At 70.7% G+C, this 15939-nt stretch carries 14 protein-coding genes; 9 read left to right on the forward strand and 5 right to left on the reverse strand.

Going from position 1 to position 15939, the window contains the following annotated elements; genetic code table 11:
- Position 1: 1 nt before the first annotated feature.
- The 3 genes from BLW09_RS01340 to BLW09_RS01350 all read left to right on the forward strand — a co-directional run bounded on the left by BLW09_RS01340 (position 2) and on the right by BLW09_RS01350 (position 2211).
- Complete coding sequence (locus BLW09_RS01340) at positions 2 to 676, forward strand: nucleotide exchange factor GrpE (protein ID WP_089907433.1); 675 nt, start codon at positions 2 to 4, stop codon at positions 674 to 676.
- Between the two features lie 126 nt (positions 677 to 802).
- Positions 803 to 1795, forward strand: coding sequence for a DnaJ C-terminal domain-containing protein (locus BLW09_RS01345; protein WP_089907434.1), 993 nt, complete (start codon positions 803 to 805; stop codon positions 1793 to 1795).
- Between the two features lie 2 nt (positions 1796 to 1797).
- A complete protein-coding gene (locus BLW09_RS01350; RefSeq protein WP_018192448.1) occupies positions 1798 to 2211 on the forward strand; it encodes a heat shock protein transcriptional repressor HspR in 414 nt (137 codons plus the stop codon).
- Positions 2212 to 2312: 101 nt separating this feature from the next.
- Here BLW09_RS01350 and BLW09_RS01355 read toward each other — a convergent pair whose 3' ends face one another.
- Both BLW09_RS01355 and BLW09_RS01360 read right to left on the reverse strand, forming a co-directional pair.
- Positions 2313 to 4001 (reverse strand): alkaline phosphatase family protein, encoded by a 1689-nt coding sequence (locus BLW09_RS01355; protein ID WP_089907436.1) that lies wholly within the window; start codon positions 3999 to 4001, stop codon positions 2313 to 2315.
- 216 nt (positions 4002 to 4217) lie between these two features.
- Positions 4218 to 4955: a cysteine hydrolase family protein gene (locus BLW09_RS01360; protein WP_089907438.1), complete on the reverse strand. Its 738-nt coding sequence runs from the start codon at positions 4953 to 4955 to the stop codon at positions 4218 to 4220.
- A gap of 273 nt (positions 4956 to 5228) precedes the next feature.
- Between BLW09_RS01360 and tdh the strand changes: the two genes are divergently transcribed.
- Both tdh and BLW09_RS01370 read left to right on the forward strand, forming a co-directional pair.
- Positions 5229 to 6272: an L-threonine 3-dehydrogenase gene (gene tdh, locus BLW09_RS01365; RefSeq protein WP_089907440.1), complete on the forward strand. Its 1044-nt coding sequence runs from the start codon at positions 5229 to 5231 to the stop codon at positions 6270 to 6272.
- Positions 6273 to 6274: 2 nt separating this feature from the next.
- Entirely contained in the window at positions 6275 to 7462 is a 1188-nt protein-coding gene (locus BLW09_RS01370) for a glycine C-acetyltransferase (protein WP_089907442.1), read from the forward strand.
- A gap of 49 nt (positions 7463 to 7511) precedes the next feature.
- On the opposite strand, the gene BLW09_RS01375 is transcribed toward BLW09_RS01370, so the two are convergent.
- Complete coding sequence (locus tag BLW09_RS01375; RefSeq protein ID WP_089907444.1) at positions 7512 to 8894, reverse strand: alpha/beta hydrolase; 1383 nt, start codon at positions 8892 to 8894, stop codon at positions 7512 to 7514.
- Positions 8895 to 8971: 77 nt separating this feature from the next.
- Between BLW09_RS01375 and corA the strand changes: the two genes are divergently transcribed.
- The gene (corA, locus tag BLW09_RS01380) at positions 8972 to 9943 is read left to right on the forward strand and encodes a magnesium/cobalt transporter CorA (protein ID WP_172824157.1); all 972 of its coding nucleotides are present in this window, start codon (positions 8972 to 8974) and stop codon (positions 9941 to 9943) included.
- A gap of 7 nt (positions 9944 to 9950) precedes the next feature.
- Here corA and BLW09_RS01385 read toward each other — a convergent pair whose 3' ends face one another.
- The gene (locus tag BLW09_RS01385) at positions 9951 to 10631 is read right to left on the reverse strand and encodes a TetR/AcrR family transcriptional regulator C-terminal domain-containing protein (RefSeq protein ID WP_089916520.1); all 681 of its coding nucleotides are present in this window, start codon (positions 10629 to 10631) and stop codon (positions 9951 to 9953) included.
- A gap of 83 nt (positions 10632 to 10714) precedes the next feature.
- On the opposite strand from BLW09_RS01385, the gene BLW09_RS01390 reads away from it, so the two are divergent.
- From BLW09_RS01390 to BLW09_RS01400, 3 genes are all read left to right on the forward strand, one after another.
- The gene (locus BLW09_RS01390; RefSeq protein ID WP_089907448.1) at positions 10715 to 12337 is read left to right on the forward strand and encodes an amidohydrolase; all 1623 of its coding nucleotides are present in this window, start codon (positions 10715 to 10717) and stop codon (positions 12335 to 12337) included.
- Between the two features lie 67 nt (positions 12338 to 12404).
- A complete protein-coding gene (locus BLW09_RS01395) occupies positions 12405 to 13796 on the forward strand; it encodes an APC family permease (RefSeq protein ID WP_089907450.1) in 1392 nt (463 codons plus the stop codon).
- Positions 13797 to 13858: 62 nt separating this feature from the next.
- The gene (locus BLW09_RS01400) at positions 13859 to 14995 is read left to right on the forward strand and encodes a class I SAM-dependent methyltransferase (RefSeq protein WP_089907452.1); all 1137 of its coding nucleotides are present in this window, start codon (positions 13859 to 13861) and stop codon (positions 14993 to 14995) included.
- A gap of 13 nt (positions 14996 to 15008) precedes the next feature.
- Here the strand turns inward: BLW09_RS01400 and BLW09_RS01405 are convergent, their stop codons facing one another.
- Positions 15009 to 15914 carry a glycerophosphodiester phosphodiesterase gene (locus BLW09_RS01405; protein WP_089907454.1) on the reverse strand — a complete coding sequence of 302 codons (906 nt, stop codon included), beginning with the start codon at positions 15912 to 15914 and terminating at the stop codon, positions 15009 to 15011.
- Positions 15915 to 15939: the final 25 nt, after the last annotated feature.

Consider the following 15939-nt stretch of genomic DNA (forward strand, 5'->3'; position numbering starts at 1 on the left):
CATGTCGGACCAGAACGGCGGCTCCCCGGAGCCAGAACACGAGGAGCCGGTCATCCGCGACAAGCGGAGGATCGACCCCGAGACCGGGAAGGTCCGGCAGCCCGAGGGCGAGCAGAAGGCCGACGAGGGTACCGACGCCGGCGAGCACGACCTCGCGCACGAGGAGCTCGTCGACGTCGGACCGGCCGAGACGCAGGAGGAGGGGCCCATCCTGAGCGATGACGACCTCGACATCCTGTCCGGCCAGACGACGGCCGAGCAGCTCGCGGCGGAGCGTCTCGCCGACCTCCAGCGGGTGACCGCGGAGTACGCGAACTACCGCAAGCGCACCGAGGCCAACCGCGAGATCGAGCGCGAGCGCGCGGTCGGCGACGCCGTGAAGGGGCTCATCCCCGTGCTCGACGACCTCGAGCGCGCGGAGAAGCACGGCGATCTGGGGGAGGGCAGCGCGTTCTTCACCATCGCCGCGAAGCTCCGGACCGCGGTCGAGCGCCTCGGCCTCACCCCGTACGGCGAGAAGGGCGAGCCCTTCGACCCGCAGATCCACGAGGCGATCTTCCAGCAGCCCACCCCCGGCGTGACGGCGGACACCGTCGCCGAGGTGGTCGAGACCGGCTACCGGCTGGGCTCCACCACCGTCCGGGTGGCGAAGGTCGTCGTCGCGGTGCCGGCCTGACCCGGCGGAACGGCGCACGGCATGGCGGAGCGGCGGGGAATGGTTCCCGCCGCTCCGCTCGGCCCGTGCGCGCTCGATTCATGCAGACTTCATCCACGAACAACAACGACTTGAGAGGAGGCGCCCGTGGCTAGCCAAGACTGGTTCGACAAGGACTTCTACAAGGTCCTTGGCGTCTCCAAGGACGTCAGCGAAGCGGACCTCAAGAAGACCTACCGCAAGCTCGCCCGCAAGTACCACCCCGACTCCAACCCCGGCGACGCCGCCGCGGAGGCGAAGTTCAAGGAGATCAGCGAGGCCTACTCGGTGCTCAGCGATCCCGAGGAGCGCAAGGAGTACGACCAGATCCGCGCCATGGGGACCGGCGCCCGCTTCACCGCTCCCGGCTCGGGAGCCCAGGGCGGCTTCGACGACGTCTTCGGCGGGATGTTCGGCCAGGGCGGAGCGGGCGGCCAGCACTACACGTTCCAGCAGGGCGGCGGCGACTTCGACGACGTCTTCGGCGGGCTCTTCGGCAACGGCCGGTTCGGCACGACGACCGGCGGCTTCCGTGGTTACGGCGGCCCGACCCGCGGCCGCGATGTGACCGCCCACACCACCATCGACTTCGTGACGGCGACCCGCGGCGAGACCATCACTCTGCAGGCGTCCGACGGCAAGCCCATCAAGGTCAAGATCCCGGCCGGCGTCGCCGACGGGCAGAAGATCAAGCTGCGCGGCAAAGGCCAGCCCAGCCCCGACGGCGGAGAGGCGGGCGACATCGTGCTCACCGTCTCGGTGCGCAAGCACCCCGTCTTCGAGCGCGACGGCCTCAACCTGCGCGTGAACGTGCCGGTCACCTTCGCGGAGGCCGCGCTCGGCGCGACCATCGAGGTGCCGACCCTCGGCGGCGATCCCGTCAAGCTGCGCGTCGCGCCGGGGACCCCGAGCGGCCGTGTGCTGCGCGTGAAGGGCCGCGGCGTCGAGACCAGCAAGGGCACCGGCGACCTGCTCGCGGTCGTCCAGGTCGCCGTCCCGTCGCACCTGTCCGGTGAGGCGAAGGAGGCGCTCGAGGCGTTCGCCGCGAAGCTCCCCGACGAGAACCCGCGCGAGGACATCCTGGCCAAGGCCCGGAGCTGACGATGGACGAGCACAGCCAGGTCTTCGTGATCTCGATCGCGGCGGAGCTCGCGGGCATGCACCCGCAGACGCTCCGCCAGTACGACCGGCTCGGACTCGTCAGCCCCAGCCGGACGGCCGGCAAGTCGCGCCGCTACTCGATGCGCGACATCGAGAAGCTGCAGGAGATCGCCCGCCTCGGCTCGGAGGGCGTCAGCCTGGAGGGCATCCGCCGCATCCTCGAACTGGAGGATCAGGTGGGCGAGCTGCGCGGTCGCGTGCGGGAGCTGGAGAGCGCCCTCGCGGACGAGCTCCTGAACCGCCCCGGCCGCCGCGTCTTCGCGGCAGGCTCCGAGGGCGAGGTCGTCTCGATGCGCGCAGGCACGCGCGTCCGCCGCAGCAACCAGCTCGTCGTCTGGCGCCCCCTCGAGCGCTGACCTCCGCCCGCTCTTTCCCCGGCTTCGCGCGAGGTGCTCGCAGTTGCGCTCCGACGCGGCGTGTCGGCGGCAACTACGAGCACCTCAGTACAGGTGATGCGTCAGCGATCGGACGGCAGCGCCTTCGTGCCCTCGATCCTGACGGCCCGGAGGGCGCGGGGGTCGAGGCCGAGCTGGGCGAGGATGGTCGGCGCGATCTGCGTCGTCTCCACCGGGGCCTCGATCCGCTTCGCGTGGCGGGCGTCCGGCGTCGCGACGACGATGGGCACGTTGCGGTCGTCCGCCGAGGCGCCCCCGTGCTCGGCGATCTTCGACGTGCCGCCCGTGTAGACGACGCCGGTCTGCGCGATGCCCAGGATGTCCGGGATGCGCGCGTCCGTCGCCGAGGCACCGAAGTACTTGGCGACGCCTGCGCCAGCGTAGATGGTGGTCAGGCCGGACGCGCCGACCGTCACCGGCGCCTTCGTGTACGTGGTCCCCGAGCCCGTGTGCGTCGCCAGATACTGCTTGGCGAAGTCGGCCGCGGCCTGCGTGTGCTGAGCGAGCCACAGCTGCATGATGTCGTCGTCCGTCGAGAATGCCACCAGCGCGCCGGATCCCGGGTGCGCCGCCGCCCACGCGGCGTTCAGGCCCGCGATGATTGGACCATCATCGATCCGCTTCAGTGCAGCCGGGTCGGTCGGCGACTGGCCGTGCTTGGCCGACAGGATGATCGTCGTGTCGCGGTCGTGCCCGGTCTTCTTCAGCTCGGCGGTGAACTTCGCGAGCGAGGCGTCCACGAATCCGAGTGCCTTGTTTAGCAGCGCGCCGGGGGTCTTGCCATCAGCGAGGTACCCGCCGGTGAGGCCATCCGAGGTGGGCAGCTTCTGCGCGGTCGACACCGTCTGGAAGTTCATCCCGAAGATCGCCGGCACCGACGCGGCAGTGCTTCCGGAGTGATCCTTGCCGTCGATCTCGTTCAGCACGGCCGCGACCTTGTAGCTGTCGTACTGCTGCGTGGCGGCGTTGTCCTTGGTCCAGTCGCCGATGAACGGCGCACTCGCGATGCTGTTGATCTCCGGCGTGAAGAGGTCATCGATCCCCGTGCCTGACGGTCCGTTGAGGATGTCGTAGGCGGGGTGCTTGTCGCTCCAGGCGGTCCTAAGGCCGGCATGCTTCGCCACCTCGAACACCGTGTTCACGTTAAGGTACTGGTGCGGGAAGACAGGCTTGCACGTGGCCGGGTCGACCGGAAGGGCCGCCGGATTGAGCAGGGACGCGGCGTTCCCGGTCAGCGACAGGATGCTCGCCGGAAGCCCCGAGAGTCCCTGGCCGGCGTCGATGCTGTTCTGGTTCTTGTCGGCAGCCTCGGTGTATGCCACCTCCGCGCCCGGCTTGGCCGTCGCGCAGTCGGTGGTGCCCGCGGGAAGCAGCGCACGGTTGTAGGTGTCGTCGTAGTACACACCGGTCGTGCCGGGGTTGCCTCCTGTGACCTGGGCGACCATCCCGGGGAACGAGTCAGACGGGACTGGCGTGACCGCGTTGGAGTAGTCCGTCCCCTGGCGCGTCAGGGAGGCCATGGCCGAGGTCGGGTGGGCATGGACGTACGTGTCCAGATCCTTCTGGTGCAGGCCGTCGACCGAGATCAGGAGGACGTGCTTGGCCTCCGCGTCATGGCCGTGGCCGCCCCTTCCGTTCCCCTCGTCGGCGAGCGACGGTGCTGCGAAAGCGCCGGTGAGGATGGCGCCGCCGGCGAGCGCGACGCCGACGACGAGGGCACGGGAACCGGCCGTCCGTCTGGTGGAGAGCATCAGCATTCCTTTCGAGAGGGTCCACCCCCGATCGGGGGTGCGTCTACCCGGCTCGATCCTGATCGCTCGCCCGCGCCGGCGCGGGGTCCAATCGGAACTGGTCAATGAGGGTTCACGCTGCATTCACCGCGCGGGGGACAGCTCCGAGCCTGCTCTCAGGCAGGGAGGAGCGACGCTGTGGGTGTACTCATGTGAGCCTGCTCAGAGGGCGTGCTCTCAGAGCGACGAGACGCCCTGCCCGACGTAGAGGGTGTTCTGGATGTTGTGCGCCTCGGTCGCCGCGATGTCGCCGTCGATGCCGGCCCGCACCTCGCGCATGAGCTTGTGCAGCTCGGCGTGCTTCTCCGGCAGCCGCGCGTGACCGGTGCTGTCCCACAGGTTCGAGACCGGCAGCGTGTCCCCGGCCTCCACCGCGAGCGTCCACTCCTCCGTCGTCGCGACGGCGGCGAACTCGGACTGCATCGTCACCAGCACGCTCCGGTGGAGGGCGTCCGCCGAGATCGCGCCGGCCTCGTTGACGAGGTCGAGCGTCCCCGTGGCATCCGACAGGAACTCGACCGTGAACCCGAGCTCCGCCGCATCCCGCGCCGTCCCCGCGCAGCAGTGCTGCGTCATGTAGCCGGCGATGGTGACCGTGTCGATGTCGTTGGCGCGCAGCCACTGCTCCAGGTCGGTGCCGGGGAACGCCGAGACGCTCCCCTTCGTGACCAGGTGCGCCGGCTTCCTGTCGATGATCGTCTCGTGCAGAGCTGCGCCGTCCGAGCCGCGGGCGAACACCGGCGAGTCCTCGTCCTCGATGTGCTGCACCGCGACGACAGGAACGCCGTGGTCGTCTGCGGCGTCCCAGGCCACCTCGATGTTGGGGATCGAGGTCATGAGGTCCGGATGGCAGATCTTCAGCTTGCCGGTGACGTACTCGTTCTGCAGGTCGATGACGATCAGCGCGCGCTTCATGCGTGAACTCTAGTGAATTGCGGTCAGCGGTTTCGAGGCAGTGCGCATGCGATGCCCGGCGTGTACAGCGTCCTCAACGTGCTGCACGGATTCTGGCTCTCCGGCAATGTCAGGCTCATCCGCCGGAGCTGAGCCTCCTGAGCTCAGCCGGTGCGCCGTCACGGAGCACCCGATCCGCCCCCGGATCTCCTAGGCTGGTGCTCGAGGATGCGTTCGCCCACAAGGCGGGGCACCCGCGCGACGAAGCACACCGACTCCCACGAGGAAGCGACGATGAAAGCCCTGTTCAAGAGCGAGGCCGGGCACGGCCTCCAGCTGGTCGACGTCCCCGAGCCCGCGATGGGGCCGGAGGATGTCCGGATCCGCGTCCTGCGCACCGGCATCTGCGGCACCGACCTGCACATCCAGCGCTGGGACGACTGGGCGGCATCGGCCGTGAAGGCCCCGCTCATCCCCGGCCACGAGTTCTTCGGCGAGGTCGTCGAGACGGGGGAGCTGGTCCGCGACGTCGAGGTGGGCGACCTGGTGTCGGGCGAAGGGCACATCGTCTGCGGAACGTGCCGCAACTGCCGAGCCGGACGCCGCCAGATGTGCATCCGCACCCAGGGCGTCGGCGTGCAGCGCGACGGCGCATTCGCCGAGCAGCTCGTCCTCCCCGCGACCAACGTGTGGGTGCACCACAGCGCCATCGAGCCCGAGGTCGGCGCGCTGTTCGACCCGCTCGGCAACGCCGTCCACACCGCGCTCGCCTTTCCCGTCGTCGGCGAGGACGTGCTGGTCACGGGATGCGGTCCCATCGGGCTGATGGCCATCGCCGTCGCCCGTCACGTCGGCGCGCGCTTCATCGTCGGCACCGACATCAGCGCGCAGCGGCTCGAGCTCGCGCGCGGGATGGGCGCCGACTTCACCGTCGACGTGTCGCAGCACGACATCCACGAGGCGCAGAAGGCGCTCGGGATGCGCGAGGGCTTCGATGTCGGCTTCGAGATGAGCGGCGCCCCGACGGCACTGCCCTCGATGATCGAGAACATGAACCACGGCGGCCGGATCGCCATGCTCGGCCTCCCTGCTCAGCCGATCGCGGTCGACTGGGGCATCGTCGTGACGCACATGCTGACGCTGAAGGGCATCTACGGCCGCGAGATGTTCGAGACCTGGAACGCCATGGGCGCCATGCTGCAGACCTCGGCCGAGCTGCACGACGCGATCGCGTCGATCGTCTCGGACCGCTTCCCCGCCCGCGAGTGGGAGAAGGGGTTCGCCGCCGCAGCGTCCGCAGGCGGAGGCAAGGTCATCCTCGACTGGACGGAGGTCTGAACGTGTACGGGAGCTTCCGGGAGCACATCGCGACGCAGCTGCAGGAGATCGAGGAGGCCGGGCTCACCAAACGGGAGCGCAGCATCCACGGTCCGCAGTCGGCGCTGATCACCGCCGACGGCCAGGAGGTGCTCAACTTCTGCGCCAACAACTACCTCGGCCTCGCCGACCACCCCGCACTCCGGGATGCCGCCAAGACCGCCCTGGACGACTGGGGCTACGGCATGGCGTCCGTGCGCTTCATCTGCGGGACGCAGGAGCAGCACCTCGAGCTGGAGCGGCGGGTGTCGCGGTTCCTCGGCACCGAGGCGACCATCCTGTTCTCCTCGTGCTTCGACGCGAACGGCGGCGTCTTCGAGACGCTGTTCGGCGCGGAGGACGCCATCGTCTCGGACGAGCTGAACCACGCGTCCATCATCGATGGCATCCGTCTCTCGAAGGCGCAGCGGTACCGCTACAAGAACCGCGACCTGGCCGACCTGCGCGCGCAGCTGGAGGCGGCGCGGGATGCGGGGGCGCGCTTCACGGTCATCGTCACCGACGGCGTCTTCTCGATGGACGGCTACATCGCCCCGCTCGCCGAGATCTGCGATCTGGCGGACGAGTTCGGCGCGCTGGTGTTCGTCGACGACTCGCACGCGGTCGGTTTCGTCGGAGAGCACGGCCGCGGAACACCCGAGTTCTGCGGGGTGTCCGACCGCGTGGACATCTACACGGGGACCTTCGGCAAGGCGCTCGGCGGCGCCTCCGGCGGCTACGTCTCGAGCCGCCGCGAGATCGTCGATCTGCTGCGCCAGCGCTCGCGACCGTACCTGTTCTCGAACACGCTCGCGCCGTCCATCGTCGCCGGCACCCTCGCGGCGCTCGATCTGCTGGAGCAGTCCGACCACCTGCGCGAGCAGCTCGTGACCAACGCGGAGCTGTTCCGGCGGCTCATGACCGAGGCCGGCTTCGACCTGCTGCCGGGAGCGCATCCCATCGTTCCGGTCATGTTCGGGGATGCGGCGCTCACCGCCCGGATGGCCGACGAGATGCAGCGCCAGGGCGTCTACGTGACCGCCTTCTCGTACCCCGTGGTCCCGAAGGGCCGCGCGCGCATCCGCGTGCAGCTGTCGGCGGCGCACACGGAGGAGGAGATACGTCGCTGCGTCGACGCGTTCATCGCGTCGCGCGCCGCCGTCGCCGCCTAGCGCCTCCGCCCGCGCTCTCACATCGTCAGGGAGCGGGAGCGACGCCGGATCAGTCGTCGACCGAGGCGCGCGCCCGGCGCAGCGTCACGCCCTGGCGGGCGAAGAACAGCCCGAGCGCGATGACGAGGAACACCGCGAGGGCCGAGAGATCGACGATCGCGACGGTTCCGGCGACGGCGGCGGCCTGCGTCAGCCCGCACGCCTGCGCCGTCTGGTCCGCTGCGCAGAGGAAACGGTCCCCTGCGCCCGTCGCACCCGTCTTCAGCCACGATCCGATCAGCTGGTTGTAGCCGGTGGCCAGGCCCTTGACCAGCGTCGGCCCGGAGTGGCCCTCGCCGGGGACGGCCCAGTAGGTGACCTTCCATCCGGCCTTCTCGGCGGCGGTCGCCGTGTCCTCGACCTGCTGGCGGAAGTGCGGGTCCTCCGCGCCGGCGACGAAGATCCCGACCAGGGGATGGGGGTAGTCGTTCGCCGCGAGGATGTTGGCGGGCCAGGTCTTCTCGTATGCGACCTGGTGGCCGCCGAAGTACTTGTCGCGCGTCACCGTCGGCCGGTACTCGCCCGGCTTGTCGGGCCCGGAGATGTCGATCACCGCACCCCACGTGTCGGGGTGCTTCGCGCCGAGGTACGCCGCGCATTCGCCTCCGTGCGAGAACCCGGCGATCACCCGGTCGGCGCGATCCTCCGACACCGGGAGGTTCGCGTCGATCCAGGCCGGAACATCCTGCGACAGGTAGGTGTCGAGGTTCCCCGCCGACGTGTCCGCGCATGGCGGGTTCTTGTCCACCGCGCCGAGCTGGTCGACCACGAGCACGAACGGGGCCTGGTTGAGCCGGTCGTCGCCCAGGCTGTGCAGCGCATCGAGGGTCGCCCCGAGGGTCGGATTGCCCGGCTGGCCCATCATCATCTCGACGACGGGGCGCGTGCCAGAGGGGTCGCGCAGCCAGCCCGGCGGCACGAACAGGTGGGCGTCGCGGGCGACGAATCCCGAGGCGGTCGCCGGGATGCGGACCGCCAGCTGGTATCCGTCTGCGAGCGTCTTCGCGGTGACCGGGATGCTGCGCCCCGCGAGGGTCGGCTGGGCGAAGGCCGGTGCCGCCGCCACGCCGACGGCCACGATCGTGAGCACTCCGGCGACGCCCGCGACGACCGCACGCACGGCGCGCGCGCCCGCCGACTGGATGAGGTCGCCGATCGCCAGCGGAAGGACCGTGGCCGCCAGGACGAGGACGAACCATCCCGCTCCGACGAGGTCCGGCCGGGGGAGCAGGGCGACGCCGAGTCCGACCAGGACGAGGGCGACGATCTGGCCGGTGATCACCGCGATCACGGTCGCGGTCGCCCGGAACCGCCAGGCCCGGCGTGCGAACCGGTAGGCGGGGTACGCGCCGACCAGGACGAGGGCGGCGGCGAGCCAGGCGAACGCGGACATCCCCGTCAGTCTAGGGGTCCGCATCCGCGCGGCGGGGAGGCGGCGGAGGAGGGCGTAGCGTTGCTCCCTGAGGAGGCGTGATGATCGTCGACAACGCCGTGTACGTGGACGGCATCCGCACCGAGCCGCCGTCGCTCGAGGAGACCAGCGAGACCGTTCGCGACCGCGGAGGCTTCGCCTGGATCGGGCTGTACCGCCCCACCGAGGACGAGCTGTCCGCTGTGGCGAAGGAGTTCGAGCTCCCGGCGCTCGCCGTGGAGGACGCCCTCTCCGGTCACCAGCGCGCGAAGCTCGAGAAGTACGGCGACATGCTGTTCGTCGTGCTGCGGCCGGCGAGCTACGTCGACGAGACCGAGAAGGTCGAGTTCGGCGAGGTGCACCTCTTCCTCGGCGAGGACTTCGTCATCACGGTCCGGCACTTCGAGACGCCCGATCTGGCGCGGGTCCGCAAACGGCTGGAGGGGGATGCGGCCCTGCTGGCCCACGGTCCGATCGCGGCGCTCTACGGCATCCTCGACGAGATCGTCGACGAGTACGCGCCCGTCGTCGCCGGTCTCGAGGACGACATCGACGAGATCGAGGACCAGCTGTTCTCCGGCGACCGCGGGGTGTCGCGGCGCATCTTCGAGCTGTCCACCGAGGTGATGCACTTCCAGCGGGCGGTGGACCCGCTGAAGGATGTGCTGCGCAGCCTGCGCGATGGCCTGATCGCCCGCGAGGAGGACGAGGGGCTGCGCGATGCGTTCCGCGACATCGAGGACCACGTCATCCGGGTCACCGAGCGCGCCGACGGTTTCCGTCAGATCCTGCAGAACGCCCTCACCGTCCACACGGCACTGGTGGGCCAGCAGCAGAACGACGAGGTGAAGAAGATCTCGGGCTGGGCCGCCATCCTGTTCACCCCGACCCTCGTCGGCACGATCTACGGCATGAACTTCCGCGTGATGCCCGAGCTGCACTGGGCGTTCGGCTATCCGTTCGCGCTCCTGCTGATGCTCGCGATGGGCGTCGGGCTCTACGTGGTGTTCAAACGCAAGGGCTGGATCTAGCCGCGCGTCACGACGCCGCCACCCGCACCCGCTCGTAGCGCACGCGCAGGCCGTCGAGGAGCGCGGCGAGCCCGGTCTCGAACGCGGCATCGGCGGGCGGCACCGCGCCGAGGGAGGCGATGCGGGCTTCGTACGCCGACGCGAAGGCCGGCACCGTGTCCTCCGCTCCGGACGGGTCGAACATGTCGGCAGGGGCGATGGCGTCGAGAGCCGAGCCGAGGATGAACGACTCGACGGCGACGATCGTCGGCAGCACCTCCGGCTCGGGCCACCCGGCGCGGACCATCGCCGCGACGACCGTGTCGTACATCTGCATCGTGCGGAGCGCGCCGGTGAGCGGCAGGGTGGCGAGCAGGGCGACCGTCGGCGGATGCGCGGCGAACGCGACGCGATAGGAGTGCGCCCACACCCGCATCGCCGCGTCCCAGGGTTGCGTCTCGAACGCGCTGACGTCGATGCGGTCGGAGACGAGCTCGCGGACGCCCGCGATCACGTCCTCCTTGCCGTCGACGTGGTTGTAGAGGGCGCTGGGCCGCACGCGGAGCGCCTGCGCGAGCCGCGCCATGGTGAACCCGTCCGCGCCGGACTCGTCGAGGAGCCGGAGCGCCGCCTCGGCGATCAGCTCCCGCGTCAGCACGGCGGTCCGGGGGCGCCCGACCCGACGCGCCGGGCGATCGATCTCGGCCATGCTCTTCCCCTCCGGCTCGATCACACCCTAGTATCTGACGAAATAAAAGAACGTCGTTCATTTATCTGTAACACGGAGGCTGCATGAGCACGACCGTCTTCACCGGTGGCACCATCCTGAGCAGTTATCGCGCAGACGCCGACGAGCACACCGCCGTCGCCGTCGAGGACGGGCGGGTGATCGCCACAGGAGCCGACGCGCTGGCCCTGCGCGCCTCGGCGGCCGAGACGGTCGACCTCCTCGACGGCGTGCTCGCACCCGCGTTCGGCGACGGGCATGCGCACCCCCTGCAGGCCGGGATGGAGAGGCTCGGACCGCAGGTGCGGTCCTGCGCGTCGGTGGACGAGATCGTCGCGTGCGTCAAGGAGTGGGCGGACGCGCATCCCGAGCAGGAGTGGATCTACGGCGCCAGCTACGACGCGACCCTCGCCCCCGACGGGATGTTCGACGCGCGCTGGCTCGACGCCGCCGTGCCCGATCGGCCGGTCGTGCTGCGGGCGTGGGACTACCACACGTTGTGGGTGAACTCCGAAGCGCTTCGCCGGGCCGGGATCGACGCGAGCACTCCGGAGCCGCCGCTCGGCCGCATCCCGCGCCGGCACGACGGGTCGCCGCTCGGCATCCTCCAGGAGCCGGGAGCGGTCGACCTGCTGCTCCCGCACGAGCCGGGACGCACGCACGAGGAGCGCGTCGAGGCCCTGCGACGCGCGACCGCGGAGTACGCCGAGCTCGGGATCGCCTGGGTGCAGGACGCCTGGGTCGAGCCGGCGGAGGTGGAGGCGTACCTGGAGGCGTCGACGCGCGGACTGCTGTCGACGCGCGTGAATCTGGCCCTGCGCGCCGACCCGGTGCGGTGGCGCGACCAGGTCCCCGGCTTCGTCGAGGCGCGGCGGCGCGTGGAGGAGCTCGGCGACCCGCTGCTGACGGCCGGCACCGTGAAGGTCTTCGTGGACGGCGTGATCGAGAACCACACCGCCGCCATGCTCGCGGACTACACCGACACCCCGGGCGACCGCGGACTCCCCAACTGGGATGCGGCCGAGCTCACCGCGGCCGCCGTCACCTTCGACAAGCTCGGCTTCCAGCTGCACCTGCACGCGATCGGCGACGCCGCGGCGCGGACCGCGCTCGACGTCTTCGAGGCGGTCGAGAGCGCCAACGGCGTGCGCGACCGGCGCCCGGTGATCGCGCACGTCCAGGTCGTCGACCCGGTCGACCTGCCTCGCTTCGCCGCCCTCGGCGTGATCGCCAACTTCGAGCCGCTGTGGGCCCAGCTCGACCCGATGATGGTCGCCCTCACCCTCCCGCGCCTCGGACCGGAGCGCGAACGACTGCAGTACCCCATCCGCACACTGCTCGCGTCGGCGCGCGTCTCTTTCGGGAGCGACTGGCCGGTCAGCAGCCCCGACTGGCGCCCCGGCGTCGCGACGGCGGTCACCCGCCAGACGGACGACCGCGTGCCGGAGGCCGGATGGACCCCCGCCGAGCGCATCCCGCTCACCGACGCGCTGGAGGCCTACTCCTCCGGCGTCGCCCACCAGGCCTTCGCCGCCGCGCGCGGCGAACTGCGGCCGGGGTCCGCCCCCGACCTGGTCTGGCTCGACACCGACCCGCGCCACGTGGACCCGCACGATCTGCGATCCGTCCGCGTGCTCGGAACCTGGGTCGCCGGCGTCCGCCGGGCGCCCGCACCCGTGCACCACTAGCCCCCTGCACCACTAGCCCCTGCACCACTCGACCCCTGCACCACTCGAATCAGAGAGGCAGCACCACATGACCACGACCGATCTGCCGCCCCAGCCGCGGCTCAAGAGGGCCCTCGGCCCGACGGCCCTCGTGCTGTTCGGGCTCACCTACCTCGCGCCCGTCACCGTCTTCACGACCTACGGGATCGTGACCCAGTCGACCGACAACCACCTCCCGTCCGCGTACGTCGTCGCGCTCGTGGCGATGCTGTTCACGGCGCTGAGCTACGGCGCGATGGCGCGCGCGTTCCCGGTGTCCGGTTCGGCCTACACGTACACCCAGCAGACGTTCGGCGGCCACGTCGGTTTCCTGACCGGGTGGACGCTGATGCTCGACTACCTGTTCCTGCCGATGATCAACTTCCTGCTGATCGGGCTGTACCTGAACACGCAGTTCCCGGACATCCCGGGGTGGGTGTTCGCCCTGGCCTCGCTACTCCTAGTGCTGGTCTTCAACGTTCTCGGCATCACGCTGGTCAACCGGCTCAACGTCGCGATCGTCGCCCTGTCGGTGCTGCTCGTGGTCGTGTTCGCGGTGCTCGCGATCAAGGAGCTGCTGACGAACCCGTCGTCGGAGACCCCGAGCCTGATCGAGCCGTTCCTGCCCGGAAAGGGTGGTCTCGGGCCGGTCTTCGCGGGCGCGGCCGTCCTCGCCCTCTCGTTCCTGGGCTTCGACGCGGTCTCCACGCTCTCGGAGGAGGCGAAGAACCCGAAGCGCGACATCCCCCGGGCCATCGTGCTGACCACGCTCATCGGCGGCGCGATCTTCATCGTCGTCTCCTGGCTCGGCGCCCTGGTGTACCCGGACTGGCGCGACTTCGCCGAGGTCGACTCGGCCGGCGTCGACCTCATGGCCAAGGTCGGAGGCACGTTCCTGACATCGTTCTTCGTCGCCGTCTATGTCGTCGGCGCCTTCGGATCGGGGATGACGACCCAGGTCAGCGTCTCGCGCATCATCTACTCGATGGGCCGGGACGGCGTCCTGCCGCGCATCTTCGGCACCCTTCACACGCGGTTCCGCACCCCGTGGGTGGCCGCGGTCGCGGTCTCGGTGGTGTCGCTGCTCGCTCTCGTGCTGACGCTCGACCAGGCGGCGACCATGATCTCCTTCGGTGCGCTGGCGGCGTTCTCGATGGTCAACCTCTCGGTCATCAAGCACCACCTGTTCCCCAAGGGCGGCCGTACCGCGCCGTCGGCCGGCGAGTGGGTGCGCTACGGCGTGCTCCCCGCGATCGGCTTCGTCCTGACGGTCTGGCTGTGGACGTCGCTCACCGCCACGACATTCATCGTCGGGCTGTCGTGGATGCTCGTCGGCGTGATCTACCTCGCCGTGCTGACCCGCGGGTTCCGCCGCAGGCCGCCGACGATGGACTTCTCCGAGAAGGAGGAGCTGGAGGAGGAGGCCGCCCGGGCCTCCTGACCGCCCCCGCGCCGCATCCGTGCGGGTCACGCCCTCCTGTCGCCCTCTGGTTGACTGGGGGCGTGACCCCCGCTGCGCCCGGCTTCCCCTACGACCGCCTCCGGCGGCGGCCGGACGTCGAGGCGCCGAACCTGTTCGCGGCCGACGCGGCGGACCGCCTCCTGGCCGACATCGCCGGCGATGCTGTTCTGCAGCCGGGTCTGGTGGTGATCGGAGACGCATACGGTGCGCTGACGTTGGCCGCCGCCGCGCGCGGCGCCCGTGACATCCGCGTCCACCAGGATGCGCTGACCGGCGAGCGCGCGCTCGACGCCAATGCCGCCGAGCTGGGGCTCGTCGGAGCGTTCGAGCACCGGCCGCTCGACGAGGCGCTCGTCCGCGGAGCGCGCACCGTGCTGCTCCGCCTCCCGCGCAGTCTCGACGCCCTCGCCGAGATCGCGACGCTGATCGCCGAGCACGCCCGCGCCGACGTCGTCGTGCACGCGGGCGGGATGCTCAAGCACATGACCACGGCCATGAACGGCGTGCTCGGCGAGGTGTTCGGCTCCGTGGAGGCGTCGCTCGCCCGCCAGAAGGCGCGCGTCCTGACCGCACGGGAGCCGCATCCCGCCGCCGCGACGGTGCTTGACCGCTGGCCGGAGCGTTCCCGGGATGCCGAGACGGGCTTGTGGGTGTGCGCGCACGGCGCGGCGTTCGCGGGGACCTCGATCGACATCGGCACCCGCTTCCTGCTCGGCGTGCTCGACCAGGCGGTGCCGGATGCGCGCACGGCGATCGACCTCGGTTGCGGGACAGGCGTGATCGCCTCGGCCCTCGCCGCGACCCGCCCCGGCGTCCAGGTCATCGCCACCGACCAGTCCGCCGCCGCCGTCGCATCGGCCGCGGCGACCGCGACGGCGAACGGCGTCTCGGAACGGGTCACGGTGGTCCGGGACGACGGGCTGTCGTCGCAGCCGGACGCCTCCGCCGAGCTGGTGGTGCTCAATCCGCCCTTCCACATCGGCGGAGCCGTCCACACCGGGATCGCGCACCGCCTCTTCGCGGACGCCGGGCGGGTGCTCGTGCCGGGCGGCGAGCTGTGGACGGTGTGGAACTCGCACCTCGGCTACCGCGCGGCGCTCGAGCGCACGGTCGGGCCGACCCGGCAGATCGCCCGCAACCCGAAGTTCACGGTCACGGCGTCGCGCAAGCCGGTCTGAGGCGCCGCCTGCGTCAGGGGTGCAGGACCTCGCGCACGCCGGAGACGACCATCCCGTCCGCGCCCAGCCGGAGTGCCTGATCCGCAGCCGCGCGGGACGGGACGATGTGGGCGAGCACCGGACTTCCGCTCGCGGTGAGGGTGCGCCACGCCTCCTCGCCGCCGTTGTAGTCGAGGCCCAGCCAGCTCCAGCGATCCCGCGTGGAGGCGAACAGGGCCGGGTCGGAGGCCAGCTCGGCGCCGTAATAGTAGCCCCAGGTGCGGTATCCGCGGCCCCGCGCATCCACCGGCCATTCGCGAGCGGTGCAGTAGCCCTTGGCGACGAACGTGTTCGTCGGATGGTCGACCGTCGCCATCAGAGCGAAGAGCTCGCCGAAGTGCTCGGGTGGCACCACCTTCGGATCGACGAAGATGGTGTGCGTCGATCCGTAGGCGGCGACGAGCTCCTCGAAGCGGAGGTACGGCTGCGGCGCCTGGCGCGGATCGTTCGTCTCGGCGGCCGAGATGCGATGCTGCCCGACCTCCTTCCAGGTGTGCTCAGCGGCGACGAAGCCGGAGGTTCCCGATGTGCGGTCGAGCGTCTCGTCGTGCAGCCCGAACCAGACGCCGTCCGACGTGCGGGCCAGCGAGATCTCGAGGGCGTTGACCCCGGCCGACACCGCGTTGCGGTACGCCTCCATCGACATCTCCGGCCAGTCGAGCGAGCCGCCGCGATGGGCGACGGTGAAGCCAGGGCGCTTCAGGAGGCGGTCGACGAGGAGCCCGTCCTCCGGTCCGTCCAGCAGCCGGGGCAGGAGGTACGCGCCGCCGCCTGCGAGCGCCGCAGCGCCGATCACGCCGCCGACGACGCCGCCGATGAGGGTGCGCCGCGAGATGCGTCGGCGGGGCGGCGGGGCGGCGGTCTCCGCGTCGTCGGGCATGCGCAACCCTAGGCATCTCTCGGGT

The sequence above is a fragment of the Leifsonia sp. 21MFCrub1.1 genome, from assembly GCF_900107895.1.
GTDB classification, from domain to species: Bacteria; Actinomycetota; Actinomycetes; order Actinomycetales; family Microbacteriaceae; genus Leifsonia; species Leifsonia soli.